The 24,504-nt window shown below is 65.2% G+C and carries 27 protein-coding genes; 15 read left to right on the top strand and 12 right to left on the bottom strand.

Features of this window, described 5'->3' with window-relative positions:
- Window positions 1–20: 20 nt before the first annotated feature.
- The gene (locus QQJ84_RS02480) at window positions 21–689 is read left to right on the top strand and encodes a glutathione S-transferase family protein (RefSeq protein ID WP_284256364.1); all 669 of its coding nucleotides are present in this window, start codon (window positions 21–23) and stop codon (window positions 687–689) included.
- Window positions 686–1,648: a Rossmann-fold NAD(P)-binding domain-containing protein gene (locus tag QQJ84_RS02475; RefSeq protein ID WP_284256363.1), complete on the top strand. Its 963-nt coding sequence runs from the start codon at window positions 686–688 to the stop codon at window positions 1,646–1,648. Before QQJ84_RS02480 ends, QQJ84_RS02475 begins: the two co-directional genes overlap by 4 nt.
- On the opposite strand, the gene QQJ84_RS02470 is transcribed toward QQJ84_RS02475, so the two are convergent.
- The gene (locus tag QQJ84_RS02470; RefSeq protein WP_284256361.1) at window positions 1,604–2,350 is read right to left on the bottom strand and encodes an alpha/beta hydrolase; all 747 of its coding nucleotides are present in this window, start codon (window positions 2,348–2,350) and stop codon (window positions 1,604–1,606) included. The genes QQJ84_RS02475 and QQJ84_RS02470 overlap by 45 nt on opposite strands.
- 58 nt (window positions 2,351–2,408) lie before the next feature.
- Between QQJ84_RS02470 and QQJ84_RS02465 the strand changes: the two genes are divergently transcribed.
- Genes QQJ84_RS02465 through thrS form a run of 3 tightly spaced genes read left to right on the top strand, consistent with a single transcriptional unit; the run spans window position 2,409 to window position 6,363 of the window.
- On the top strand, window positions 2,409–3,530 hold the full coding sequence (locus QQJ84_RS02465) for a glycosyltransferase (protein WP_284256358.1): 1,122 nt from the start codon (window positions 2,409–2,411) through the stop codon (window positions 3,528–3,530).
- Window positions 3,527–4,411, top strand: coding sequence for a glycosyltransferase family 9 protein (locus QQJ84_RS02460; RefSeq protein WP_284256356.1), 885 nt, complete (start codon window positions 3,527–3,529; stop codon window positions 4,409–4,411). Before QQJ84_RS02465 ends, QQJ84_RS02460 begins: the two co-directional genes overlap by 4 nt.
- A gap of 29 nt (window positions 4,412–4,440) precedes the next feature.
- Window positions 4,441–6,363 carry a threonine--tRNA ligase gene (gene thrS, locus QQJ84_RS02455; protein WP_284256354.1) on the top strand — a complete coding sequence of 641 codons (1,923 nt, stop codon included), beginning with the start codon at window positions 4,441–4,443 and terminating at the stop codon, window positions 6,361–6,363.
- Between the two features lie 47 nt (window positions 6,364–6,410).
- Here the strand turns inward: thrS and QQJ84_RS02450 are convergent, their stop codons facing one another.
- A complete protein-coding gene (locus QQJ84_RS02450) occupies window positions 6,411–7,625 on the bottom strand; it encodes an NADP-dependent isocitrate dehydrogenase (protein ID WP_284256353.1) in 1,215 nt (404 codons plus the stop codon).
- Window positions 7,626–7,762: 137 nt separating this feature from the next.
- Between QQJ84_RS02450 and QQJ84_RS02445 the strand changes: the two genes are divergently transcribed.
- From QQJ84_RS02445 to QQJ84_RS02430, 4 genes are all read left to right on the top strand, one after another.
- Entirely contained in the window at window positions 7,763–8,521 is a 759-nt protein-coding gene (locus QQJ84_RS02445) for an orotate phosphoribosyltransferase (RefSeq protein ID WP_284256351.1), read from the top strand.
- A gap of 73 nt (window positions 8,522–8,594) precedes the next feature.
- Window positions 8,595–8,882 carry a hypothetical protein gene (locus QQJ84_RS02440; protein WP_284256350.1) on the top strand — a complete coding sequence of 96 codons (288 nt, stop codon included), beginning with the start codon at window positions 8,595–8,597 and terminating at the stop codon, window positions 8,880–8,882.
- A 33-nt stretch (window positions 8,883–8,915) separates the two neighbouring features.
- The gene (locus tag QQJ84_RS02435) at window positions 8,916–10,331 is read left to right on the top strand and encodes an FAD-binding oxidoreductase (RefSeq protein WP_284256348.1); all 1,416 of its coding nucleotides are present in this window, start codon (window positions 8,916–8,918) and stop codon (window positions 10,329–10,331) included.
- On the top strand, window positions 10,332–10,769 hold the full coding sequence (locus tag QQJ84_RS02430) for an acyl-CoA thioesterase (RefSeq protein ID WP_284256347.1): 438 nt from the start codon (window positions 10,332–10,334) through the stop codon (window positions 10,767–10,769).
- On the opposite strand, the gene QQJ84_RS02425 is transcribed toward QQJ84_RS02430, so the two are convergent.
- Together QQJ84_RS02425 and QQJ84_RS02420 are read right to left on the bottom strand one after the other, a co-directional pair.
- Window positions 10,747–12,366, bottom strand: a complete 1,620-nt coding sequence (locus QQJ84_RS02425; RefSeq protein WP_284256346.1) for a PhoX family protein — start codon at window positions 12,364–12,366, stop codon at window positions 10,747–10,749. The two genes, QQJ84_RS02430 and QQJ84_RS02425, sit on opposite strands and share 23 nt — an antisense overlap.
- 3 nt (window positions 12,367–12,369) lie before the next feature.
- Window positions 12,370–12,906: an outer membrane protein assembly factor BamE gene (locus QQJ84_RS02420; RefSeq protein ID WP_284256345.1), complete on the bottom strand. Its 537-nt coding sequence runs from the start codon at window positions 12,904–12,906 to the stop codon at window positions 12,370–12,372.
- A 96-nt stretch (window positions 12,907–13,002) separates the two neighbouring features.
- Between QQJ84_RS02420 and QQJ84_RS02415 the strand changes: the two genes are divergently transcribed.
- The 6 genes from QQJ84_RS02415 to QQJ84_RS02390 all read left to right on the top strand — a co-directional run bounded on the left by QQJ84_RS02415 (window position 13,003) and on the right by QQJ84_RS02390 (window position 16,951).
- A complete protein-coding gene (locus QQJ84_RS02415; RefSeq protein WP_284256343.1) occupies window positions 13,003–13,524 on the top strand; it encodes a YceD family protein in 522 nt (173 codons plus the stop codon).
- Window positions 13,525–13,648: 124 nt separating this feature from the next.
- Window positions 13,649–13,852: a 50S ribosomal protein L32 gene (rpmF, locus tag QQJ84_RS02410; RefSeq protein ID WP_284256342.1), complete on the top strand. Its 204-nt coding sequence runs from the start codon at window positions 13,649–13,651 to the stop codon at window positions 13,850–13,852.
- A 51-nt stretch (window positions 13,853–13,903) separates the two neighbouring features.
- Window positions 13,904–14,956 carry a phosphate acyltransferase PlsX gene (gene plsX, locus QQJ84_RS02405; RefSeq protein ID WP_284256341.1) on the top strand — a complete coding sequence of 351 codons (1,053 nt, stop codon included), beginning with the start codon at window positions 13,904–13,906 and terminating at the stop codon, window positions 14,954–14,956.
- Window positions 14,949–15,929, top strand: coding sequence for a beta-ketoacyl-ACP synthase III (locus tag QQJ84_RS02400; RefSeq protein WP_284256340.1), 981 nt, complete (start codon window positions 14,949–14,951; stop codon window positions 15,927–15,929). Before plsX ends, QQJ84_RS02400 begins: the two co-directional genes overlap by 8 nt.
- 54 nt (window positions 15,930–15,983) lie before the next feature.
- Window positions 15,984–16,292 carry an integration host factor subunit alpha gene (locus QQJ84_RS02395; protein WP_284256339.1) on the top strand — a complete coding sequence of 103 codons (309 nt, stop codon included), beginning with the start codon at window positions 15,984–15,986 and terminating at the stop codon, window positions 16,290–16,292.
- 11 nt (window positions 16,293–16,303) lie between these two features.
- On the top strand, window positions 16,304–16,951 hold the full coding sequence (locus QQJ84_RS02390; RefSeq protein ID WP_456304804.1) for a MerR family transcriptional regulator: 648 nt from the start codon (window positions 16,304–16,306) through the stop codon (window positions 16,949–16,951).
- 60 nt (window positions 16,952–17,011) lie between these two features.
- On the opposite strand, the gene QQJ84_RS02385 is transcribed toward QQJ84_RS02390, so the two are convergent.
- From QQJ84_RS02385 to QQJ84_RS02350, 8 genes are all read right to left on the bottom strand, one after another.
- Entirely contained in the window at window positions 17,012–17,794 is a 783-nt protein-coding gene (locus tag QQJ84_RS02385; RefSeq protein ID WP_284256338.1) for a metal ABC transporter permease, read from the bottom strand.
- Window positions 17,787–18,569 carry a metal ABC transporter ATP-binding protein gene (locus QQJ84_RS02380; protein ID WP_284256337.1) on the bottom strand — a complete coding sequence of 261 codons (783 nt, stop codon included), beginning with the start codon at window positions 18,567–18,569 and terminating at the stop codon, window positions 17,787–17,789. The genes QQJ84_RS02385 and QQJ84_RS02380 overlap by 8 nt, the downstream gene beginning before the upstream one ends.
- Complete coding sequence (locus tag QQJ84_RS02375; RefSeq protein ID WP_284256333.1) at window positions 18,569–19,438, bottom strand: metal ABC transporter solute-binding protein, Zn/Mn family; 870 nt, start codon at window positions 19,436–19,438, stop codon at window positions 18,569–18,571. The genes QQJ84_RS02380 and QQJ84_RS02375 overlap by 1 nt, the downstream gene beginning before the upstream one ends.
- Window positions 19,435–20,520 carry a sulfotransferase family protein gene (locus QQJ84_RS02370; protein WP_284256332.1) on the bottom strand — a complete coding sequence of 362 codons (1,086 nt, stop codon included), beginning with the start codon at window positions 20,518–20,520 and terminating at the stop codon, window positions 19,435–19,437. Before QQJ84_RS02370 ends, QQJ84_RS02375 begins: the two co-directional genes overlap by 4 nt.
- A complete protein-coding gene (locus QQJ84_RS02365; protein WP_408861671.1) occupies window positions 20,517–21,323 on the bottom strand; it encodes an inositol monophosphatase family protein in 807 nt (268 codons plus the stop codon). The genes QQJ84_RS02370 and QQJ84_RS02365 overlap by 4 nt, the downstream gene beginning before the upstream one ends.
- Window positions 21,320–22,600 (bottom strand): GTPase HflX, encoded by a 1,281-nt coding sequence (gene hflX / locus QQJ84_RS02360; protein ID WP_284256331.1) that lies wholly within the window; start codon window positions 22,598–22,600, stop codon window positions 21,320–21,322. Before hflX ends, QQJ84_RS02365 begins: the two co-directional genes overlap by 4 nt.
- 35 nt (window positions 22,601–22,635) lie before the next feature.
- Window positions 22,636–22,962, bottom strand: a complete 327-nt coding sequence (gene hfq / locus QQJ84_RS02355; RefSeq protein ID WP_284256330.1) for an RNA chaperone Hfq — start codon at window positions 22,960–22,962, stop codon at window positions 22,636–22,638.
- 160 nt (window positions 22,963–23,122) lie between these two features.
- Window positions 23,123–24,421: an Nramp family divalent metal transporter gene (locus tag QQJ84_RS02350; protein WP_284256329.1), complete on the bottom strand. Its 1,299-nt coding sequence runs from the start codon at window positions 24,419–24,421 to the stop codon at window positions 23,123–23,125.
- Window positions 24,422–24,504: the final 83 nt, after the last annotated feature.

The raw sequence follows: 24,504 nt of genomic DNA, 5'->3' as shown, positions 1-24,504 counted from the left end.
CTGATGGCATAAAGTCAGCCATGCGAGTCCTGTATCATCTGCCTCTGTCGCCCTTCGCCCGCAAAGTGCGTCTGGTCCTGGCCGAACGGCGGCTGCCCTTCGAGCTTCGGTTGGAAAAAGTCTGGGAGCGCCGCCCGGAATATCTGGAGCTGAACCCGGCCTGCACGGTGCCCACGCTGGTTGAGGACAGCGGTTTGGTCGTCCCCGATTCAGCGGTCATCTGCGAATATCTGGAAGAAGCCTACCCGGACATGACCCTGCTGGGCCTGAACATGCCCGAGCGCGTGGAATCGCGCCGCCTGGTCAAATGGTTCGACGAGAAATTCTTCGCCGAGGTCACCCGCAACCTCCTCTGGGAAAAAACCATGAAACAGGCGCTGCGGCTGGGCGCGCCGGAGGCTGGCGCCCTGCGCGCGGGCTATGCGAACCTCAAGCAGCATCTGCTCTACATCGGCTGGCTGGCTGAGCACCGCCGCTGGCTGGCGGGTGAAAACCTCTCCCTGGCCGATTTCGCCGCCGCCGCGCAGCTCTCCTCGCTGGATTTCATTGGCGATGTTGACTGGAGCGTCTCTCCCGCCGCCAAGGACTGGTATGCGCGCATGAAATCCCGCCCCGCCTTCCGCGCCGTGCTGGCGGACCGCATCAACGGCCAGGCCCCGCCGCCGCATTACGCGGATTTGGATTTTTGAGCCAAACCCTCCTCATCTTCGGCCTTGGCTATTCCGGCCGGGCCATCGCAACCGCCGCCGTTGCCGCTGGTTTCACCGTTATCGCCACATCGCGCAACCCGGCGGGGCAGGGGGTGCAACCCGGTGTCAGCGTCATCGCCTTCGATGCCGCCGCCCCCGCCATCGCCGCCGCCACCCATATCATCGCCACCGCCGCGCCGGATGAAAACGGCGACCCGGTGCTGGCCCGCTACGCCGCGCAAATCGCCGCCGCGCAAAACCTGCGCTATATCGGCTATCTCTCCACCACCGGGGTTTATGGCGACGCGGGCGGCGCCTGGGTGGATGAAGACACCCCCCCCAACCCGCAATCGCCGCGCGCGCAACGCCGCGCCGCCGCCGAACAGGCATGGAGCCGCCTCGCTCCCGCCACGCCAGCCTCCCCCGTCATGCCGGCCCCTTCCGTCATGCCGGCCTCCCCCGTCATGCCAGCGAAGGCTGGCATCCCCGCGCCCTCAACCCCCATCACCCTCGACATCTTCCGCCTCGCCGGCATCTACGGCCCCGGCCGCTCGATGTTCGATGATCTGCGCGAAGGCAGCGCCCGGCGCGTCGTCAAACCCGGCCATCTGTTCGGGCGCATCCACCGTGACGACATCGCTTCGGGCGTGCTCAAGGCCATGCGGCGCCCGGCTAAACCCGGCGTCAACATCTTCAATTTCTCCGACGACGAACCCGCCGCCAGCGCGGATGTCGTGGTGGAAGCCGCCCGCCTGCTCGGCGTCCCGCCGCCAGCGCCTGTTCCATTTGAACAAGCCGCGCCAAAGATGACCCCCATGGGCCTGAGCTTCTGGGCCGAGAACCGCCGCGTTTCCAACAAAAAAACCAAGGCGGCCTTACAGCTTGAATGGCTCTACCCGACCTACCGGGAAGGGTTAGCCGCCATCCTCGCCGAGGAACGCGCCAACGCTCGCGCATAACAACGCCAAATCCCCCTCCCGTGAGAGCCGGTGGTCTCCATCCTTCACGAACACCAGCCTCACATCCTCGCTCGCCAGCCGCTCCGCCAGCAGCAGGCTGTGCCGCCAGGGCACATCGGCATCGCGCATGCCATGCAGCACCCGCACCGGGCCGTTGAAGCCGATCGGCGCCTCCAGCACCAGGTTGCGGGCGCCATCCTCCAGCAGTTTCAGCGTCAGCGGCGTTGGCGCGCCGTATTCGCTGGGCTGGTAGATCACCCCTTTGGCGCGCAGCTCCGCCCATTCCGCTTCGCCCAGCAGCGGCTTCATCAGCAGCTCGGTGAAATCCGGGGCAGGGGCCACCAGCACCATCGCCCGCACCTGCGCCAGCGCGCGCGCCAGCAGCAGCGCGATCCATCCGCCCATCGAGGACCCCACCAACAGCAGTTCCCGCCCCGCCGTGGCCACCTCCACCACATGCGCCGCATCCGCCGCCCAGTCACCGATGCAGCCATCCTCAAACGCCCCGGCTGACTGACCATGCCCCCCATAATCAAACCGCAGCATCGCCTGCCCGCGCGCGCGGCACATCTCCCACAGCGCCATCGCCTTGGTCCCGCCCATGTCGGAGGCAAACCCGGGGCAGAACACCACAACCGGCCCCGCACCCTCCAAAAACTCATACGCCAGCGCCATATCAGGCACCCGGAATGTTACCGCCACTGTAATCTCCCCTTAAGCTGCAATCCGTGATAGCGCCCCCGCCATGATTGATCGACCCATGACGATTCTCCAGGTGCTGCCCAAGCTCGATACCGGCGGCGCCGAACGGGTCGTGATCGAAATCGCCGAGGCCGTGCAGTCCTGCGGGCATATCGCGCTCATCGCCGCCGAACCCGGCGCGCTCAGCAACGCGGCCCTGCGCACGGGGGCGCGGATCATCAACCTGCCGCTGGCCAGCAAATCGCCCTTCACCATCCGCCGCAACGCCAAACGGCTGGAAAAGCTGATCCGCGAACACAGGGTGGATCTCGTGCATGCCCATTCGCGCGCGCCCGCCTGGTCCGCCTACTGGGCCACGCGGCGCACGCACACCCCGTTTGTCACCACCTATCACGGCGTCTACAGCGAAAATAACGCCTTCAAGCACCGTTATAATGCGGTCATGGCGCGCGGCGAGCGGGTGATCGCCGTCAGCGCCTACGTGGCGGAACTCATCCACTCCCGCTACGGCCTTGGCAGTGATAGGCTCCGCGTCATCCTCGGCGGCGTCGACACGGTAAAATTTGATCCCGCAAGCGTTCTGGGCGACCGCGTCTCCCGCCTGAGCCGTGACTGGCGGGTGGATATGGACAAACCCCTCATCATGCTCCCCGGCCGGCTCACCTCCTGGAAGGGCCAGAAAACCCTCATCGCCGCCCTGGCCCGGCTGCGCCATGCGGATGCCATCGCCATTCTCGCCGGCGGCGACCAGGGGCGCGGCGCCTATGCCGCCAGCCTCACCGCGCTGGCTGAAAGCCTTGGCGTGGCGGGGCGCCTGCGCATCGTGGGGCATAATGAGGACATGCCCGCCGCCATGATGCTGGCTGACATCGTGGTCAACGCCTCCACCAACCCCGAGGCCTTCGGGCGCACCATCGTCGAGGCGCAGGCCATGGGCCGGATCGTCATCGCCACTGACCATGGCGGCGCGCGCGAGACGATCATCCCCGGCGAGACCGGCTTCCTCGTCCCGCCCGGCGATGCCGCCGCCCTGGCGCAGGCCATTGACGCGGCACTGGACATGTCAGCCGGTGAACGCATCGCCTGGGGCCGCCACGCCCGCGACCATATCCTGCGCCATCATTCAATCGCCGCCATGCAGCAGGCGGTGCTCAACGTCTACGCGGAGCTGCTGGCATGAAAATCCTCGTCATCAAGCACGGCGCATTGGGTGACATATTGCTCAGCCTGCCCGCCATGGCCGCCATCCGCGCCGCCCATCCGCGGGCGCATATCACCCTGCTCACCACCAGGCCCTTCGCGCCGCTGCTGGCCGCGAGCCCCTGGTTTGACGCGATCGAGACCGACGCCCGCCCCAAATTCTGGAACCTGCCGGCCCTGTGGCGCCTGCGCCGCCAGCTGCGCGGCTTCGCCATGGTGTATGACCTGCAAACCTCCGGCCGCAGCTCAGGTTATTTCACCCTGGCCGGGCGCCCGCCCTGGTCGGGCATCGCCAAGGGCTGCGCCTTTCCCGATGCTGACCCCGCCCGCGAGACAACCCACACCCGCGAGCGCCTGGAGGGCCAGATGCGCGCCGCCGGGATCGCCGGTCTGCCCGCGCCCAACCTCTCCTGGCTCCTGCGCGCTGACATCTCCGGCTTCAACCTGCCGGAACAATTCATCCTGCTGGTTCCCGGCGCCGCCCCGCACCGGCCGGAAAAACGCTGGCCGGAGCAAAATTTCGCTAAGCTGGCGCAATCCCTGCCGCTGCCCGCCGTCATCGTGGGTGGCAAGGCGGAGGTTGAACTCGCGCGCGCCATCCCCGGCCTCAACCTCGCGGGGCAGACGGATTTTTTTGAACTTGCCGCCATCACCGCCCGCGCGTCGCTCGCCATCGGCAACGACACCGGCCCCATGCACCTCGCGGCGGTGCTGGGCATCCCCTCGGTCGTGCTGTTCTCCGCCGCGTCTGATCCCGCACTCACCGCCCCGCGCTACCCCGATGGCGGCTGGCCCGTCATTCTCCGCGCGCCAAACCTGCGCGATCTCCCGGTTGCGCAGGTGCTCGCCTCCCTGCCATAACGCGCCATCCTTAACATCTGAGAGTTCATATGCCTGTCATCACCCTGCCCGACGGAAGCACACGCCAGTTCGACGGTGCCGTTACGGGCACGGATATTGCCGCCGCTATCGGCCCCGGCCTTGCCCGCGCGGCGCTGGCGATGGTTGTCAACGGCGCCGAGCAGGACATTGCCCGCGAAATCACCGAGGATGCCTCGGTGAAGTTCATCACCCGCAAGGATGATGCCGCCCTTGAGCTGATCCGCCATGACACCGCGCATGTGCTGGCCGCCGCCGTGCAGGCGCTTTTCCCCGGCACCCAGGTCACCATCGGCCCCTCCATCGAGAACGGCTTCTATTACGATTTCGCCCGTGACGAGCCGTTCACCCCTGATGACTTCCCGGCCATCGAAGCCAAAATGCGCGAACTCATCGCCGCCAACACGCCCTTCACCCGCGAAGTCATCGCCCGCGACGACGCCATTGCTTTGTTCGAGAGCAAGGGCGAGCGTTTCAAAGCCGAGCTGATCCGCGACCTGCCGGCTGACCAGACCATCACCATCTACCACCAGGGCGGCTGGTTCGACCTCTGCCGTGGCCCGCATCTGCGCACCACCGGCGACATCGGCACCGCCTTCAAGCTGATGAAAACCGCGGGCGCCTATTGGCGTGGCGATTCCAAAAACCCCATGCTCAGCCGCATCTACGGCACGGCCTGGCGCGACCAGAAGGAGTTGGACGCCTATCTGCTGCAACTCGAGGAAGCCGAGCGCCGCGACCACCGCCGCATCGGCCGTGAGATGGACCTCTTCCACATTCAGGAAGAGGCCGTGGGCAGCATCTTCTGGCACCAGAAGGGCTGGAAACTCTACCGCACGGTGGAGTCCTACATCCGCCGCCGCCTCGATGCCTCGGGTTATGAAGAAGTGCGCACCCCGCAGCTGGTTGACCGCAGGCTGTGGGAAAAATCCGGCCACTGGGACAAATACCGCAAACACATGTTCATCGCCGAAGTCGTGGACGAAGAATCCACCCTGGCGCTCAAGCCGATGAACTGCCCCTGCCATGTGCAAATCTTCAAGCAGGGCCTGCGCTCCTACCGCCAGCTCCCGCTGCGCATGGCCGAATTTGGCGCCTGCCACCGCTTCGAGCCTTCAGGCGCGCTGCACGGCATCATGCGCGTGCGCGCCTTCACGCAGGACGACGCGCATATTTTCTGCACCGAGGACCAGATCGCCTCGGAGACGGTCAAATTCGTGGAATTGCTCGAATCCGTCTATAAGGATTTCGGCTTCGAGAGCTTCGCGGTCAAATTCTCCGACCGTCCGGACGAGCGCGCCGGGGCTGACGATGTGTGGGACCGCGCCGAAGCCGCGCTGAAAACCGCCTGCGAAGCCGCCGGTGTCTCCTATGAGCTTAATCCCGGCGAGGGCGCCTTCTACGGCCCGAAACTGGAATTCGTCCTGCGCGACGCCATCGGCCGTGACTGGCAATGCGGCACCATCCAGGTTGATTTCGTGCTGCCCGAGCGTCTCGACGCGGAATACGTCACCGCCGAATCGACCCGCGCCCGCCCGGTCATGCTCCACCGCGCCATCATCGGCAGTTTCGAGCGTTTCATCGGCATCCTCATCGAGAACTACGCGGGCCGCTTCCCGCTCTGGCTGGCGCCGACACAGGCCGTCGTCGCCACCATCGTCTCCGATGCTGATGCCTATGCCGAGGAGGTGGTGGCCGCATTACGCGCCGCCGGTCTTGCCGCCGAGGCTGATGTCTCCAACCAGAAGATCAACGCAAAAATCCGCGACCATTCCCTGCATTATGTTCCCAACATATTGGTGGTGGGCCGCAAGGAGGCTGAGGAACGCACGGTCGCCATCCGCCGCCTAGGCGGTGCCGCGCAGCAAGTTTTGCCTTTGGCCGAAGCCATCGCCCTGCTCAAGGCCGAAGCAACCCCGCCTGACCTTCGTTAAAAAACAACTCCCTGGCCACCGGCAAAAACCGGCGGCCAGGGCAGGGGCTATTTCATCGCGATTTTCAGGTTGCTGTCGAGCTTGTCGAGGAAGTCCTGGGTGTTCATCCAGGGTGCATCCTTGGAGATCAGCGTTGCCAGATCCTTGGTCATGAACCCGGCTTCCACCGTCTGCACGCAGACCTTCTCCAGCGTCTCGGCAAAGGCCACCACATCTGGCGTGCCGTCAAACTGGCCGCGATAGATCAACCCGCGCGTCCAGGCGAAAATGCTGGCGATCGGGTTGGTCGAGGTCTGCTTGCCCTTCTGGTGGTCGCGGTAATGGCGCGTCACCGTGCCGTGCGCGGCCTCGGCCTCAACGGTCTGGCCATCGGGGCTGAGCAGCACCGAGGTCATCAGCCCGAGCGAGCCAAAGCCCTGCGCCACGATGTCTGACTGCACATCGCCATCGTAGTTCTTGCAGGCCCACAGATACCCGCCGCTCCACTTCAGCGCGCAGGCGACCATGTCGTCGATCAGCCGGTGCTCATAGGTCAGCCCGGCGGCATCGTATTTCGCCTTGAACTCGTTGTTGAAGATCGCCTCGAAGGCATCCTTGAAGGTGCCGTCATAGGCTTTCAAAATCGTGTTCTTGGTCGAGAGATAAACCGGGTATTTGCGCATCAGCCCGTAGTTGAAGCTGGCGCGCGCGAACCCCTCGATCGAGGCCAGGGTGTTGTGCATGCCCATGGTCACGCCCGCACCTTTGAAGTCATGCACTTCCAGGCTCACGGGCGCGCCGCCATCGGCGGGGGTGTAGGTCAGCTCCACCTTGCCGGCGCCGGGGATTTTCATCTCAACCGCGCGGTAAATATCGCCATAGGCGTGGCGGCCGATCACGATCGGCTCTGACCAGTGCGGCACCAGGCGCGGCACGTTCTTGCAGATGATCGGCTCGCGGAAGATGGTTCCGTCCAGCACGTTGCGGATGGTCCCGTTCGGGCTGCGCCACATCTTCTTCAGGCCAAATTCAACAACCCGCGCCTCGTCAGGCGTAATGGTCGCGCATTTAACGCCCACGCCGTATTTTTTGGTGGCATGGGCGGCATCCAGCGTCACCTGGTCGTCGGTCTGGTCGCGATATTCAATGCCGAGGTCGTAATATTTCAGGTCGATGTCGAGATACGGGAGGATCAGCTTCTCCTTGATGAACCCCCAGATGATCCGGGTCATCTCATCGCCGTCCATCTCCACGACCGGGGTTTTTACCTTGATTTTCGCCATGCGCAACGCTCCTTGTATTATGGCAACTTCCATATCATTCCAGGCCGGGGAGACAAGCCTGCCCAAGGGTCAGCCCCCGCATGGACGGGTTGCGCAACTCGGGATAGGAAAACCCCAGGATTCTGAGGAGTTGAACCATGAGTGGGCGGATTGCGGCGAAAATTGACTGGGCGAGCGACTGGGACAGGGACGCGGCGCTGACCACAGCCAAGCTGCTGCTGGAGATCAAGGCGGTGAACTTCCGCCCGGAGGAGCCATATACGCTCACCTCCGGCTGGAAATCGCCTGTTTATATCGACTGCCGCAAGATCATCTTCTTCCCCCGCGCGCGCGCCAAAATCTGTGACCTCGCGGTCGAGAAAATCAGCCGCCATATCGGCTATGAGGCCATCCAGGCCGTGGCTGGCGGCGAGACCGCGGGCATTCCCTTCGCCGCCTGGATCGCCGAGCGCATGAGCGCCCCCATGGCCTATATCCGCAAGCAACCCAAGGGTTTTGGCCGTAATTCCCTCATCGAGGGCGATGTGCCGGAGGGCATGAACACCCTGCTGGTGGAGGATTTAACCACCGACGGCGGCTCCAAAATCCAGTTCGCCAAGGCCCTGCGCGACGCCGGGGCCATCTGCAACCATACCTTCGTGGTGTTTTTCTACGGCGTCTTCCCCGGCAGCTTCGAGACCCTGGCGAGCATGGATATTTCGCTGCATCACCTATGCACCTGGTGGGACGTTCTGGAGGCAGCCAAGAGCCAGCCCTATTTCTCCGACTCGGCGCTCACCGGCGTGCGCAAGTTTTTGGAGAACCCCATGGCCTGGTCGGCGGCGCATGGCGGCGTCGGCACGGCGGAGGAGGCTCTGGCCCATAAACTGGGCAAAGCCGCGAAACCGGCCGGATAGACTAAGATTTTCAAACTCACGCTCCCCGGTATACCTGCGTCAGTGGGTATGCCTTTATAAAGGGAAAATAGAGATGGCTGACCGTTCAACCAGGGTTTTACTTGCTGTTATTGCATGCGGGATATGGGTAAATGTAGCTATTACCGTGATGACGCTGAACGCGGTGAACTCCCAGCCAGGCGCCCCGGATATATCCACAATTCAACGTGACTTAGACAGCATAGCAAGTGACGTATCCGACGTTAAATCAAACACCGATGCGGTGCCTGTTATTTCATCTAACGAAGATACTTTGCTCAGCGTAATTTGTGGGTCAGGACTTAACCCCAACGGCGGCACAGTTGCTTGCGCCGGGCATTAGATCAAGTCAGCCTCTAGCGTCAGGCACACTACCATGCAGCTCATCAACGCCTTGCGCGCCGCTCTTGGCGACTCCGCAGTTCTCACGGGCCCAGAAGACCGCGCGCCGTTTGAGCGCGACTGGCGCGGGCTGGCGCAAAATCCAGCCGTGGCCGTCATATTTCCTCAAACCACAGCACAAGTCACTGAAATTGTGAAATTATGCGCGGACAACGGGGTCAAAATCGTCCCCCAGGGCGGCAATACGGGCCTCGTCGCGGGCGGTGTGCCAGCCCCTGGCGGCAACCAGATCATCCTCAACCTGCGCCGGTTGCACCAAATCCGCGCGTTGGACCCTGTGGGTGACACCATCACCGCCGAGGCAGGTGCAACCCTGCACGCGGTGCGCGAGGCGGCGGCGCGCGCGAACAAGCTTTTCCCCATCAGCTTCGGCGCGGAGGGTTCGGCCCAGATCGGCGGGATCATCTCCACCAATGCCGGTGGCATGCAGGTGCTCTCCTACGGCTCCACCCGCGCCCAGGTGCTGGGGCTGGAGGCCGTGCTGGCCGATGGCCGCATCTGGAATGGCCTCGGCGCCCTGCGCAAGGACAACACCGGCCTCGACCTCAAGCAGATTTTCATCGGCGCGGAGGGCACGCTCGGCATCATCACCGCGGCCACCCTGCGGCTCTACCCCGCGCCAAGCGCCCAGGCCTGCGCCCTGGCGGGGGTGGCGGATGTCGCGGCGGCGCTGGAGCTGTTCACGCGGCTTCGCCATCAATGCGGCCCCGCGCTTACCTTATGCGAGTTCATCGACGGCCCGGCGATGCAGCTCGGCGCCGCCCACACCCCGGGCGGGCGGCTGCCCTTTGGCGCGCCCGCCTATGTTTTGCTCGAACTCTCAGCCCTTGATGCCGCCGCCACCCCCGCCGCCACGCTGGAGCGCCTGTTGGCGGAAGCCCTCGAATCCGGCCTCGCCCAGAATGCCGTGATCGCCCAGTCCACGCGCGAGGCGCAGGGGTTCATCGCCATGCGCGAGGCTGTCTCCGAGGGGGAGTTGCGCGAGGGCGGCGCGGTCAAGCATGACATCGCCGTGCCTCTGGCAGCCATCCCTGAAACCGTGGCCGCCATCGAAACCCTGGTGGCAACAAAATACCCGGACTGCCGCCTGAACATTTTCGGCCATCTGGGCGATGGCAATCTGCACATCAACATCCGCCCGCCGGCGGGCCAGACCCTCGCCAGCCTTGCCACCCGCAAAACCGCCATCACCATCGATGTCGAAGCCCTGGCGGTGGCCCGTGGCGGCAGTTTCTCCGCCGAGCATGGCATCGGCCAGTTCCGCCTCGCGGGCATGCGCGCGCATAAATCAGCGGTGGAACTCGACCTCATGCGCGCCCTCAAGGCCGCGCTGGACCCGCAAAACCTCCTCAATCCGGGCAAACTGCTGCCAGTGAAAGACCTGAGCTGAATGACCTCCCACTCGCTGCTGACGGATTTCCCCTCCCAGACTTATGACAAGCTCCGTTATGGCGATACCGACCGCCAGGGCCATGTCAACAATGCCGTGTTCACCACATTGTTCGAGACCGGGCGCATCGCGGTACTCGAGGCCGGGGACAGGCCGCTGAGCGAACCAGGCTATAATTTCGTGCTGGCCCGCATCACGGTTGATTACCTGGCTGAAATCACCTGGCCCGGCACCGTGGAAATCGGCACGGCGGTAAAATCCGTGGGCAATAGTTCGCTCACCGTGGTGCAGGCCTTGTTCCAGCACGGGCGCTGCGTGGCCACGGCGGAGGCGGTGATGGTCCAGGTTGACCCTCAGGCGCGCCGCTCGGTGCCGCTCAGCCCCGCCCTGCGGGAGGCTTATAATGCCCTGCGGCTTAAACCCGCACCAGCCCGATAATGGTGGTCTGCGGCGGCATGTCCGGCCGCAGTGTCGGCCAGCGTGTCGCGGGCGCGTTGAAGCTTGCACCCGGCGTCGCGCCGGGGTGACGCACAGCGGCAAAAACAGTCTTGCCGCCAAACCCCACGCCGCCCATCGCCGCGCCGATGGGCGCCAGATAGGCGGTTGAGAGCAGATAAGGGCTGGGGCCGCCGGTCTGCATTATGAACAACCCATCCGCCCCCAGGCTGGTATCGCCTTTCTGGTCGGTGCCGATCCACAACGCCCCCGAGGGGGCCAGATTGAGCGTGCGCGGCTTGCGCAGCCAGCCGTTGGAGCCTGCCGCATAGTCCGTGCCCGGCGTGGTGGCCGGGTTGCCCGCGCTCAGGACAACCTTCCCGGCGAAACTCTTCGCGGTCACATCGCCGCCCGGCGGGGTTAGCGCCACGATATGCCCGTTGTCATCGCCCGTGCGCGGGTTGAGCGCATCAGGCACGGTGCGCGCGGCGTTGCCGCCGCAGGCAAGATAGATGGCGCTGTTATCCGTGGCGATGGCGATCCCGCCTGGCGCATCAAAGGGCGAGCCTCCGGCATTGGCGGCGGCGTCCACCGCTCCCACCAGGGCCGGAACCGTATTGGGCAAATCAATCCAGCCGATGCCATCACCGGTAATCTGTGCCACCGCCAGCGTGCCGGAATCCAGCGCCGTGCCGTCGGTCGCGGCGGTTGCGGCGATAAAGCGGAACAGATACCCGCCGGGCGCATCCTGGCTCATGAATATAACCGCCCGCCCGTCCTGCGTTGCCGTGGCGGCGATGCCCGCGCGCGCGAACCGCCCCAGTGCCGTGCGTTTAATCGGAAATGCCCCGGGGTCGAGCGCGTTCAGCTCCGCCACCCAGCCAAAGCGCGGCGCCTGCGCCGGGTCGTCATAGCCATAACCCACCCCGGCGAGGCGCTTCAGCCAGGGGGCGGCGTTGCCCTCGGCCAGCAGCGCATTGCCCCAGGGCGTGGCGCATCCCGCCTGCGGCGCCAGCAATCCCTGCACGGTGCTCCCGATCACGGCCGCCACCGGCCCGGTTATCTCGCAGAGCGTGCCGTCCGAGATGCGGCGCGACTGATAGCCGCCATCCACCGTCACCCAGCGGCCGGACATGTATTGCAGGTTCAGGATGGTCGCCCCCTGCAGCCGCCCGGCCACATCGGGAATATCAACCCCGCCGGGGAACACCATTCTGGCCGGGGCCGTGGGGTTGGCCACGACCATGACCAGCCGGGGAATGCCATCCTGCGCCGGGGGAGGGGCGATCAGCCCGGCGATCACGGCATCATAGGGAAATTGCGAGCGCGCCTGATCGGCGGTGAGCGCGTTCGGGTTGAATGCCGGTGCATCGGGCAACAGGGCATCGCCCCAGCGGGCGATCACAATGCGATTGAACCCGGCGCCCACGGTATCGTCGAGTTTGGGCGCCTGCGTTTGCGCCGCTGCCGCAAGCGGCGCGGCGGGGGCTGGCACCGAGGGGGCGGGCGCGCTGGAAACGCCCAGCATCGACTGCGCCCGCGCGCTGGTAATTGAGAGGGTGGCGAGTGAGAGGCCGTTAAGCAGATCCCGCCGTTTCATCGGCTAGAATCCGCTGCTGCTGCCGGGGGCGCCAGCACCGGCGCCGCCAAGCCCACTGGCGCTCGATCGGGCGCTGCTGGTGTCCGAGGCGCTTCCCAGCGGGTTATAGCTGCCGACCCCGCCGATCAGCTGGCGCAAGAATCCGGGCTTGCCGCCCGGCACCGGCGTCTGCGCGCCATCCATGGCCACACGCACGCCGTCTTTCAGGTCTTTTTGCGAAACGCCCTGTAAAATGCCGTTATTATCAAAGCTCAGCACCACGACATGCTGTTGCTTGACCCCTTCGGTCTGGCCGATGCGGATTTTCGTGACCTGGCTGACATAGTCCCAGTTGTTGTTGTCGAACTGTTCGACGAAGGTTGGCGGCCCCAGGAGCGCCTGCGCATCGGTCTGGCTGGAAATGCCAGGCGTCAGCTCGTTCAGATCGTGCTGCGACACGGCGATACCACGGTAGTGCGGCGCATCCGAAAACACGGCGCAGCCCGGCAAGGCCAGCATCGCGCAGAGCAGGGTCGTTAATGTCAGCGGGGCAGGGCGCACGCTTAAGGTCCTTAAAGAGCTTGGAGAGGGTATCTCAGGCGGTTGGGTCTCACGGCAGGGGCTTCCGTGTCAATGCAGTCAGTCTATATCTAGGGCATGGAACAGAATTTTCACCGGCCCATCAGGGCCTCACACATTAAAGACGCCACGCAGGAACATATACTGCTGGCTGACGAGGCCACGCGCGGTGAGCTGGCGTCACGCTTCAGCCTGCCGGGCATCGCCCTGCTGCGGGGCGAGTTCACGCTGCGCCATGAGCGCGCCGGGGTTATCGCGGCGCGCCTGCGCATGCAGGCCAAGGTCACGCAAACCTGCGTCCTCACGCTGGAGCCTTTCGATGCCCGCATCGACGAGGAATGTGAGCTGCGATTCGTCCCGGCGCAAAGCCTGCCGGAGTCAGAGGGGGTGGAGCTGGACCCGGAAACCCTCGAAGGCCCTGACGAAATCCCCTACACAGCCGACCTGCTCGACCTCGGTGAGGCCCTGGCCGAACAGCTCGCCCTGGCGCTCGATCCCTATCCGCGCAAGCCCGGCGCCACCCTCCCGGATGAGTTCACAGGCGAGCCGGAGAACCCGTTTGCCGTGCTCAAGGCCCGTAAAGGCGGCTTGGATACTTAAATAATTAGGCCCGGCGCCAGCCCTTCCGGCTTCGCGTGGCATCTATGACTTGCGACACGGCGGCGCCTCTGCTACGCCGCGCCTCTCGTTCCTCTTTACCGTATTTTTTAAGGTTGCAGCAGCTATGGCCGTTCCTAAACGTAAAACCTCCCCCTCGCGCGCCGGCATGCGCCGCAGCCATCTGGCCCTGCGCGCGGAAGCGCATGCGGAATGCGGCAACTGCGGTGAACTCAAGCGCCCGCACCATGTCTGCGCCCATTGCGGCCATTACGATAACCGTGAAGTCGTTGCCTCCGGCAAGACCGCCAAGGGCGTCGTTCGCGTCTAGCGCCTTCCTTTCGGTAAAATCGGCAACAGGAAACTCCCCCAAGGGTATGCAATGAGCCGGAGCAACATACTGGCTGTGGATGCCATGGGGGGGGATCACGCGCCCGAGGCGATTATCGCCGGGCTCGAAATTGCCTCTGTACGGCATCCGCTGGCCCGCTTCCTGTTGTTTGGCGACGAGGCGGTGCTGGCGCCGCTGGTTGCCAAAACCAGGCGGCTCAAGGCCCAGAGCACGCTGCACCATGCCGGCGCCATCGTCACCGGGGATATGAAGCCCACCGTGGCGTTGCGCATGCGCGACTCCTCGATGCGCCGCGCGATCGATGCCGTGCACCATAACGAGGCCGCCGGGGTGATCTCGGCAGGCAACACAGGGGCGCTGCTCGCCCTGTCCAAAATTGTCCTCAAGACCATGCAAGGCATCGACCGCCCGGCGATGGCGGCTACCGCCCCCTCGGCCAAGGGCGATGTGGTGATGCTTGATCTCGGCCTCAACGTGGTCTGCGACTCCCGCAATCTGGTTGAATTCGCCCTGATGGGTGAGATGTTCGCCAAAATCGTGCTGGGCCTGCCAGCACCTACCATCGGCCTGCTCAATGTCGGCTCCGAGGAAGGCAAGGGGAACGACATCCTCCGCGCCGCCGCCGCCACATTGCGCGAAAGCCCGATCGGCGCGCAGTTTCACGGCTTCATCGAAGGCCATGACATCACCGCGGGCACTGTGAATGTTATCGTCACCGATGGTTTCACCGGCAACGTCGCGCTGAAAACCGGGGAGGGCGCCTTCAAGCTGGTTGGCGACCTGCTCAAGCGGGTGTTCACCTCCGGCCCGCTGGCCAAAGCCGGTTACATGCTGGCCCGGGGCGCCCTCAGGCGCCTGCGCGAGTTGCTCGACCCCCGCCGCTATAACGGCGCGGTGCTGCTGGGATTAAACGGCGTTGTGGTGAAATCCCACGGCGGAACGGATGCTGAAGGATTTGCGCATGCGGTGGATGTGGCGATGGATATGATAACCAACGACTTCAACAGCCGCATCGCCGAAGGGCTGGCTGCGATGGACAGCGCGATTCTCGCCACCGAGCAGGCCGGCAGCCCCGATGTCTGAACCCTTGCGCCGCCGCGCGATCCTGGCTGGCATCGGCACCTATTTGCCGGAAAAAATCGTCTCCAACGCCGAAATGGCGGAGCGCGTGGACACCTCCGACGAGTGGATCGTGGAGCGTACCGGCATCCGCCAGCGCCATTTTGCCGGCCGGCATGAAACCTGCGCCTTCATGGGCGCCGCCGCCGCGCGCGGGGCTCTGGCGACGGCTGGCGTGGCGCCTGAGGATGTTGGCGCCATCATCCTCGCGACCTCCACGCCTGACCAGGCATTTCCCTCAACCGCCGTGCATGTGCAGGGGATGCTGGGCGCCAAAAATGCGTTCGGGTTTGACATTGCGGCAGCCTGCTCCGGCTTTATTTATGGCCTCGGCATCGCCGACGGCATGATCCGCTCCGGCCAGGCGGATCACATTCTCGTGATCGGCTCGGAAGTTTATTCCCGGATTCTGAACTTTGCCGACCGTGGCACCTGCGTATTATTCGGCGATGGCGCCGGCGCCGTGCTGCTCAGCGCGCGCGATGTGGCGGCGGATGGCCCCGGCATTCTCTCCACCCATCTGCATTCCGATGGTACGCTGGCTGATATTCTCTATGTCGACGGCGCGGTCGGCCAACCCGATAAACCGGGCCATCTGGTGATGAATGGCCGCGAGGTTTTCCGCCATGCGGTTACCCTGCTGGCTTCAGCCGTTAACGAAGCTTTAACGGCTAACGGCATAACATCAAAGGATATTGACTGGCTGGTGCCGCATCAGGCCAACCGCCGGATTATTGATGGTGTGGGCCGCAAGCTGGGCATGCCGCAGGAGCGGGTGGTGGTCACCGTTGACCAGCACGCCAACACCTCGGCGGCCAGCATCCCGCTGGCGCTGGCGCAGGCGATCAACGACGGGCGGATCAAGCCCGGGCAGCTGGTTCTGCTGGAAGCGCTCGGTGGTGGCTTGACATGGGGTTCTGCGCTTCTCCGTTTATGACGGAAAGTTAAAACCAATTGTTGACCACGCGCGAACGCGTGCTAATCTTGTAAAATGAACACATTGACGCGCGCGCAACTCACCGAGGCGATCTATGCCGCCGTTGGTCTGTCGCGTAACGAATCGGCTGATTTGCTGGAATTGACACTGACCCGCATGGCGGACGCGCTGACATCGGGAAAATCCGTTAAAATTAGCGGGTTCGGTACATTTTCAGTCCGTCAGAAGGGCCGCCGCGTGGGCCGCAACCCGAAAACCGGCGTCGAGGTTCCGATTTTGCCGCGCCGTGTGCTTGTTTTCCGCCCCAGCCAGATGCTGCGGGACGCGGTAAATGCCCCGCCCCGCCCGTCGGTTGGGCAGTAACGGAATAATTGATGGTTCGCATGGTGGATGAAGATTATCCCGAAGATGACGATGCATTGCCGGAAGCCGCCGCCGAGTCTGGGCGGGTGCGGCCGCGCAAAACCGCTGATGCATTCCGTACCATCAGTGAGGTAGCCGACGAGCTTCATGTGCCGCAGCATGTGCTGCGCTTCTGGGAGACCAAGTTTCCGCAGGTGCGCCCGCTCAAGCGCGGCGGCGGGCGGCGTTATTACCGCCCCGAGGATGTTCTGCTGCTCCGCCGTGTCGCCGATCTGCTCTATACCCAGGGGTATACCATCAAGGGTGTGCAGCGCCTGCTGCGTGAAGGCGGCGGCGCCCTGCATGAGAACATCCCCCCCGCCTCGCAGGAAGAACGCCTGGCGGCCGAGGCCGAGGCCGTGCGCGGCGTGGTTCCCGTACCCGCGCCGGTGACAGCCAAAAAGGCCGCCGCGCCGCAAATCATCCCGCAACTGCCGATGCCCGGGCTGCTGCCGGAGCCTGAGGCTGAGCCGGAGATCGAGCCGCTCGAGGTGCTCCCGCACGCCCCGGCGCCAGCCCCCGTCAGCGATGCATCTGTCACCCAGGAAAACCAGCGTTTGCGCGCCCTGCTCAGTGAAACGCTCGCCGCGCTTGAAGAACTGCGCGGTCTGCTCGGATAGATTGGAGCGATTTGGCGCGAATGTGAGTTTCCGGGCTGCCTGATGGGAGACCGGAATTAACTATCTGCGGCGGGCCAGACTCAACAGATACATCCCGCCGCTGAGCGCTGAAATCCAGAAGCTCGCCGGCCAGTCTGTGTAATAGCTGAGCGCGATCCCCGCCCATGCCTCGGCCAGCGCAATCCCCGCCGCCAGCCCCAGCCCGGGCGCCAGCCGCGTGCTCAGCCGCTGCGCCGTCGCCGCCGGGCCAACCATGAGCGCGAACACCAGCAACACGCCCACAATCTGCGCGCTGGCCGCCGTGGTCAGCCCCACGATCCCCAGAAACACCAGCCCCAGCCCGCGCAGCGAAACCCCCTTTGCCTCCGCCAGCTCCGGGTTAAGGCTGGCAAACAGCAACGGGCGTGCAATCACCCCCAATATCCCCAGCGAGAGCGCCGCCAGACCCAGCAGCGCATAGATCGTCGGCAGATCCACCCCCAGCACATCGCCAAACAGCAGCGCCGTCGCAGCGGTCGCATAGCTGGTGAAAAAATGCAGGAACAACAGCCCCAGCCCGAGCGACATGGTTAAAATCACCCCGATGGCGATATCGCGCTCGGCCAGCTTTTCCCCCAGCGCGCCCATCAGCACGCCGCCCAGCACCGTCACCCCCAGCATCCCCGCCAGTGGGGACACCCCGAGCAGCACCGCCCCCGTGGCCCCGGCAAAGCCGACGTGGCTCAGCGCATGCCCGGCGAATGCCTGCCCCCGCAGCACCAGAAAATAGCCGACAAACCCCGCCAGCACGGCCACAATTCCGGCTGCGAGAAACGCATGGCGCATGAAATCGTAATCAAGCATGGTCGCACGCATGGTGGGCATCGGGCCGGTCGGAGAGGACGAAAATCCGCCCCCCCGCGCGCAGCACCTCAATTTCGGAGCCATAGAGCTTCGAAAGCCCCTCGCTGGTGATCACCTCGTCCACCGTGCCCAGCGCGGCATGCCCGCCGGAGAGATAGAGCACACGGTCCATGCTGCCGAGCAGCGGATTTATATCGTGCGCGGCGAATAATACGGTCAGATCGCGCGTGCGCCGCAGCCGTGCGATCAGCGCGATCATCGCCGCCTGGGCCGCCGGGTCCAGGCTGATCAGCGGCTCATCCAGCAGCAGCAGCTTCGGTGCCCCCAACAGGGCGGCGGCCAGCAACAGGCGCTGCCGCTGCCCGCCGGAGAGCCGCGCCAGCGGCCGCGCCGCCAGCTCCACCCCGTCCACATCCTCCAGCGCCGCCATCACCTCTTCGCGCAGCCGCCGGCTGCTCAGCGGCAAGCCAAACTCATGTCCGCGCGCGGCATTGGCCAAAACATCGAACCCACAGATGTTGGAGGCGGGCAGGGTGCTGCGCGTCTGCGGCATATAGCCGATATCCTGGTTCCCCCGCCGCGCCGGGGCGCCGAACACCTCAATGCGCCCGGCACTGAGCGGCTGCAGCCCCAGAATCGCGCGGAACAGCGTGGTTTTCCCGGCCCCGTTCGGCCCCAGCACGCCGACAAATTCGCTGTCGCGAAACGTCAGCGATATGTCGCGCAACACATCCTGCCCGCCGCGCGTGATGGTGACATTTTGCAGTGAAATCATCAGCCACCCAGTGCCTTATCCGCCGCGTCCAGTCCACTGGCCAGCCAGGCCTGATAATTCACCCCCGCTGGCTCGGTTTCGCTCACCCCCACCACCGGCACGCCGGAGCGCCGCGCCAGCGCCAGCAGCGAGGCGGTCAGGTCATCCGTGACCTGCGCGTTATAGAACAACACCCGCACCCGCCGCAGCCGCAGATCATCCTCGAACGCCCCCACGTCAGAAGGTGCGGGTTCCGTGCCGTTCATCACCGCGCGCTGAAAATCCTGGTTGCGCATCACCAGCCCCAGCGCCCGCGCCATCAGCCCGAACACCGGCTCGGTCGCGCTTACCGGCGTCCCGGCGTATTTCGCACGCAGCGCCGCCACGCGCGCATAAACCGGCGCCAGCGCGGCCAGCAACCCGGCGCCATTGCGCTGATACACCGAGGCATTGGCAGCATCCTTCGCCGCCAGCACCGCCACCAGCCGCGCGATGAGTGCCGGCGCCGCCGCCGGGTCGTACCACAGATGCGGATTATCCCCCGGCTTGCGCCCCAGCAGCGCCGCGACATTTATCACCACCCGCCCCGGCGCCGCGGAGGCCGCCAGCAGGGGGGCCATCCAGGGGTCATAATCGGCGCCGTTGACAATGACGACATCCGCCGCCGCCAGTTCGCGCGCCACCGAGGGGCTGGCCGAGAACATATGCGGATCTTCGTTCGGGTTCTTCAGTATGCTGGTCACGCGCGCCAGCCCGCCGCTTATCTGCGCGGCGATATCCCCATACATATTCTCCGCCGCCACAATGCGCAGCGGCCCGGCCGCCCGCGCGGCCCGGCTCAGCGCCAGCCCGGCCAGCCCGGCCAGCACACCCCGCCTGAAAAGCCTCAAGCCACTTCCCCCCGTCCGCGCAACCGCCGCACCACCCCGCGCACCGGCGCCAGCGCCCGCCACATGCGGCTGCTCTCAATCGCCCGCGCATGCGCCGCCAGCGCATCAATTTCCCGCTGCTGATGCTCGATATACGCCCGCAATGTCACAATTGCCTCATAGCGTTCCACGGCTGAACCAATCCAGTGCCGCAGCTCCGCCGCGCGGGTGCGTGCCGCATCCTCCAGCGCCGCCAGCGCACCGCCAAACAGCGGCTCCGCCACGGCCAGATCAGCTGCGATCGCATCCAGCCCATCACCGGGCGCCTCACCGGCCGCCGCCGCTATGTGCCAGCGATACGCCTCGCGCACTTCCCAGGGTACAGCCGAGTTTCCCAGCACCTCGTCCGCATCACATTCATGGTGACGCAGGGCAGGGGATAAAAACGCCGCCATTTCCGCCGCCACGGTCTCTGGCGGGCGGGGCCAGTCCAACTCCAGCTCCCGGCCCAGCCGCTCAACCGTGCCCGGCGCATCGGCCAACATCTGCTCATAGGTCACGAACGCGCGCCTCATGCCCCGGCTGGCATGCTCGGCGGCCAGCACATGGCGCAGCCACAGCAACAGCGCCTTGCCTTCGCCAAACCCGTCGCGCGCGCGCAGCGAGGCGGCGACCTCCAGCGGATGGCGCACCGCCAGCACCACCAGCGGCTCAATGCCCAGCTCCGCCAGCACCGGGCGCCACAGCGGCAGCAACCGGCACAACCTGGGGTCTTTCACCAGCAGCAGTGGCGCTTTGCCATATTCGCTGGCCAGCAATGCGCCCAGCCGCGCGCGAAAGGCCCGCGCCGGCGCACCGGCGAACCAGCCCGCATCCAGCGCCCGCAGATCATGCCAGGAGCCGCCCGCCGCTTCCAAAATCTCATCATGCAGCGCCAGCAGCGCCCGCGCTTCCCAGAATCCGGCGGCATTCACATCCGCCGCCGCCTCAACCAGCCCCTCCGGCAACGCCGCGCCGCACAGGTTCAACAATCTGGCCAGCGCCGATGTGCCGCTGCGATGCATCCCCAGCACCAGCACCGCCTTGCGCCCCCCTGCGCTCATCGCAGCAAAGCCTCGGCCAGTTCCTTCCAGCTTGCCGCATCGGGTGTCAGCAGCAGCCCGCCGCCGGTGACCGAGGGGGTGTAGGCCGAGCCATCAAACCGCCGCCCATAGCCGCCAGCCTCCTGGTGCAATAAAAACCCCGCCGCATGGTCCCAGGGCAGCAGCTTGCGGAACATCTGCGCGTGGCAATGCCCGGCGGCCAGCATGCGGTATTGATGCGCGGCGCAGCGATAATCGGTCACCGCCGCCATCCGGTCCAGCCGGTGGAGCACATGGCTGCGCAATGGCTCTTCCATATACCGCCAGGACATTGAGCCGGTCATCCGCGCCACGGGAACCGGCGCCGCCACCCGCAGCCGCCGCCGCGCGCCATCGGCCGCCACCATCCAGGCGCCGCCACCCAGCGTCGCGACCGCGGTATCATCGCTCACCGGATCATGGATGAACCCGGCTAAAATCCGGTCTTCCTCCACCAGCGCCGCCATAACGCCAAACAGCGGCAGCTCGGCGGCAAAATTCGCGGTGCCGTCAATCGGGTCGATAATCCAAACCCGCCCCGGCCGCGCCAGGCGCCCCAGCAGCGACTCATCGGCCGAAGCCGCCTCTTCGCCCAGCACGTCATCGCCCGGAAAGAGTGCCCGCAACCCCGCATCCAGCGCCCGTTCGGCCGCCTCATCGGCCACCGTCACCGGGTCCAGCGGGCCGGATTTGGTCCGCACATCGCCTTCGACCAGATGCTTGAAGCGCGGCATGATCTCAGTGCGCGACACCTCGCGCAGCAGGCGGATCACCTCCTCGATCACAGCCGCTCGAACCGCGCTTTGCCGGTGGCGGTCATGCGCACACGCAGCTTCACCATTTCCTCGCCGTCCTCACGCGCCAGCACCTCGCCGTTGCGATACAGCCAGGCAATTTTCGCGCCGTCGGCAACCGGAATTTCCGCCACCAGCACCTCCATCCGTGCCGCCAGCCGCGCGTCGATCTCAGCGCGCAGGCGCTCCAGCCCTTCGCCGGTGAGGGCCGAGACCGCGATGCCCTCGCCCTGGATCACACGCTCCACGCCACCCAGCAGATCCGCCTTGTTCAGAACTTCCAGCGTGCGGTCCTGCCAATTCTCATCCAGCGTGCCATCCTTGGCCATGCGGTTGAGCACCGCGCGCACATCCGCCGCCTGCGCCGCCGCGTCGGGGTGCGCCACGTCGCGCACATGCAGCAACACATCGGCTTCCGCCACCTCCTCCAGCGTGGCGCGGAACGCCGCCACCAGCTCGGTCGGCAGGTCGGAGATGAAGCCCACGGTATCGGAGAGAATGATCTGCCGGCCGGAGGGCAGCGCAACCCCGCGCATCGTTGGGTCGAGCGTGGCGAAAAGCTGGTCCTCCGCCATCACCTCAGCTCCGGTCAGCGCATTAAAAAGCGTTGATTTTCCGGCATTGGTATAGCCCACCAGCGCGACCACAGGGTAGGGCACCTTCTTGCGCGCCCCCCGGTGCAGCCCGCGCGTGCGGCGCACATCCTCAAGCTCCAGCCGCAGCCGCGTGATCCTATCGCCGATCAAGCGCCGGTCCGCCTCGATCTGCGTCTCCCCCGGCCCGCCTAAAAACCCAAAGCCGCCGCGCTGGCGCTCCAGATGGGTCCACGAACGCACCAGCCGCGAGCGCTGATACTCCAGATGCGCCAGCTCCACCTGCAACGCGCCCTCACGGGTGCGCGCCCGGGCGCCAAAAATATCCAGGATCAGCCCCGTCCGGTCGATCACCTTCACGCCCCAGGCGGTCTCCAGGTTGCGCTGCTGCACCGGGGTCAGGCTGGCATCCACCACCGCCACGTCAACCTGCGCCTCCGCCAAGGCGGCGCGGGCCATTTCCACCTGCCCCTTGCCGAACAAGGTTGCGGGCGTAACGCTGCGGGTGACGAACACATGTTCATGCACCACCACGAGGCCGATGCTCGCCGCCAGCCCCACGGCCTCGGCCAGACGCGCCTCCGCCGAGCGCGAGGCCGCGCTCAACCGGGCAACGGATTTATCCCAGGGGAGGAGTATGGCCGCCCGTTTGGGAGGCGGCGCCGTCTCTTTCATCTGCCGGGCGGGTGTCCCGCCATCTTCGCGCGAGGTCAGTTGTCCATGTCCGGGTCGTACTGCGGTTCGGCCGCGCGGTTCAGCTTCAGCGTTCCCGTGGTATCAACCGGCGGCGCCGCGCCCTCGGCCTTGGAGGCGTCAAAGAGCATGATCGGCGCACCCGGCATCACGGTGCTGATCGCGTGCTTATACACAAGCTGGGTATGCCCATCGCGGCGCAGCAGCACGGAGAAATTATCAAACCAGGTGATAACACCCTGTAATTTAACGCCATTCACAAGAAACACCGTTACGGGTGTCTTGCTCTTGCGGACATGATTGAGGAACACGTCCTGTACGTTCTGAGACTTATCGTTGGCCACGTCGGTTATCCTTTGTTTTTGTCGTCCTGCGGACGATGATTGAGTCGGGTTATCCTAAAAGCATAAAGTTTACCGGTACCTGCGTGGCGCGCGGCACCGGCTGTTTCGACTATATCCAAATTGTGCGCCGCGGCAACCGGCGCAAGGGGGCATGCTGCCCTTAAATGAGGCTCCATAGCAACGCAAAGTTGAACAGCAGGATCAGCCCGGTCACCACCCATCCCGCCCCGCGCAGCCATACCGGCGGGCGGAGCACTTTTAGCCGCACCGCGAAAAACATCAGCGGCAGCATCGCAAACGGCAGCTGCAATGAGAGAATAACCTGACTCAGCACCAGCAGACGGTTCACCGCCGCCGGCCCGGCCAGCACCAGCACCCCAACCACGGGCACCACTGCCAGCCCGCGCGTGAGCAACCGGCGCACCGCCACGGGCATGCGCATGCGCAAAAACCCTTCCATCACCACTTGCCCGGCCAGCGTGCCGGTCACCGTGGCGTTAATCCCCGAACCCAGCAGCGCGACCGCGAAAATAATCGCCGCCGCCCGGTTGCCCAAAATCGGCGAGAGCAGCGCGAACGCCCGCCCCAAATCCTGCACATTGGTTTCCCCATGCGCGTGGAACACGCTGCCGGCCATCACCAAAATCGCCGCGTTCACCAGAAACGCGAACACCAGGGCCGCGCAGCTATCCACCAGTGCCCAAAAAATCGCGCTGCGCCGCGCCTTTTCGCCCTCATGCACATGGCGCGTCTGCACCAGCGCCGAATGCAGATATAAATTATGCGGCATCACCGTGGCGCCGATGATCCCCACGCCGATATAGAGCATCCCCGGATTGCTCAGCAGCGCCATATGCGGCGCCAGCCCCGCCAGAATGGGCGTCAGCGCCGCATGCGCCAATAAAATTTCCGTAAACAGCGCCACCGCGATCACCGTACATAGCCCGATCACCGCCGCCTCCAGCAGCCGCATCCCCGAGCGCAGCAGCATCAGCACCACAAACGCATCGCCGATGGTCAAAACCGCGCCCAGCAGCAGCGGAATATGAAACAGCAGGTTGAGCGCGATGGCCCCGCCGATCACCTCCGCCACATCGCAGGCGATGATCGCGCTCTGCGCCGCCACCCACATCACCACGCCCCAGAACGGGTTAACGGCCGCGCGCGTCAACTGCGCCAGATCGCGCCCCGTCGCCAGCCCCAGCCACGCCGCCAGCGCCTGCAACACCATCGCCATCACGCTCGCCAGCAGCACCACCGCCAGCAGCGCGTAGCCATAGGCCGACCCGGCGGCGAGGTCGGTCGCCCAGTTGCCGGGGTCCATATACCCCACCGCGATGATATACCCCGGCCCGAACGCGGCCATGAACCGCCGCCATTTACCCGCGCCAACGGGCGCGCGCACGCTGCCATGCACATCCGAGAGCGAAAGATCGGTTGCTTCGGTCTTGGTGTTCATCTTGCTCCAATATGTAGCCTTGGCTACACTTTTTGCAAGCTTGCCTGCAACGTGTCATCCTTCAATGCGCCATCTGGAGACCG

Origin of the sequence: Acidocella aquatica (assembly GCF_030160635.1) — a bacterium.
GTDB lineage: Bacteria > Pseudomonadota > Alphaproteobacteria > Acetobacterales > Acetobacteraceae > Acidocella > Acidocella aquatica.
Note: the sequence above shows the minus strand (reverse complement) of the source record. Positions and strands in the feature narration are given on the sequence as shown.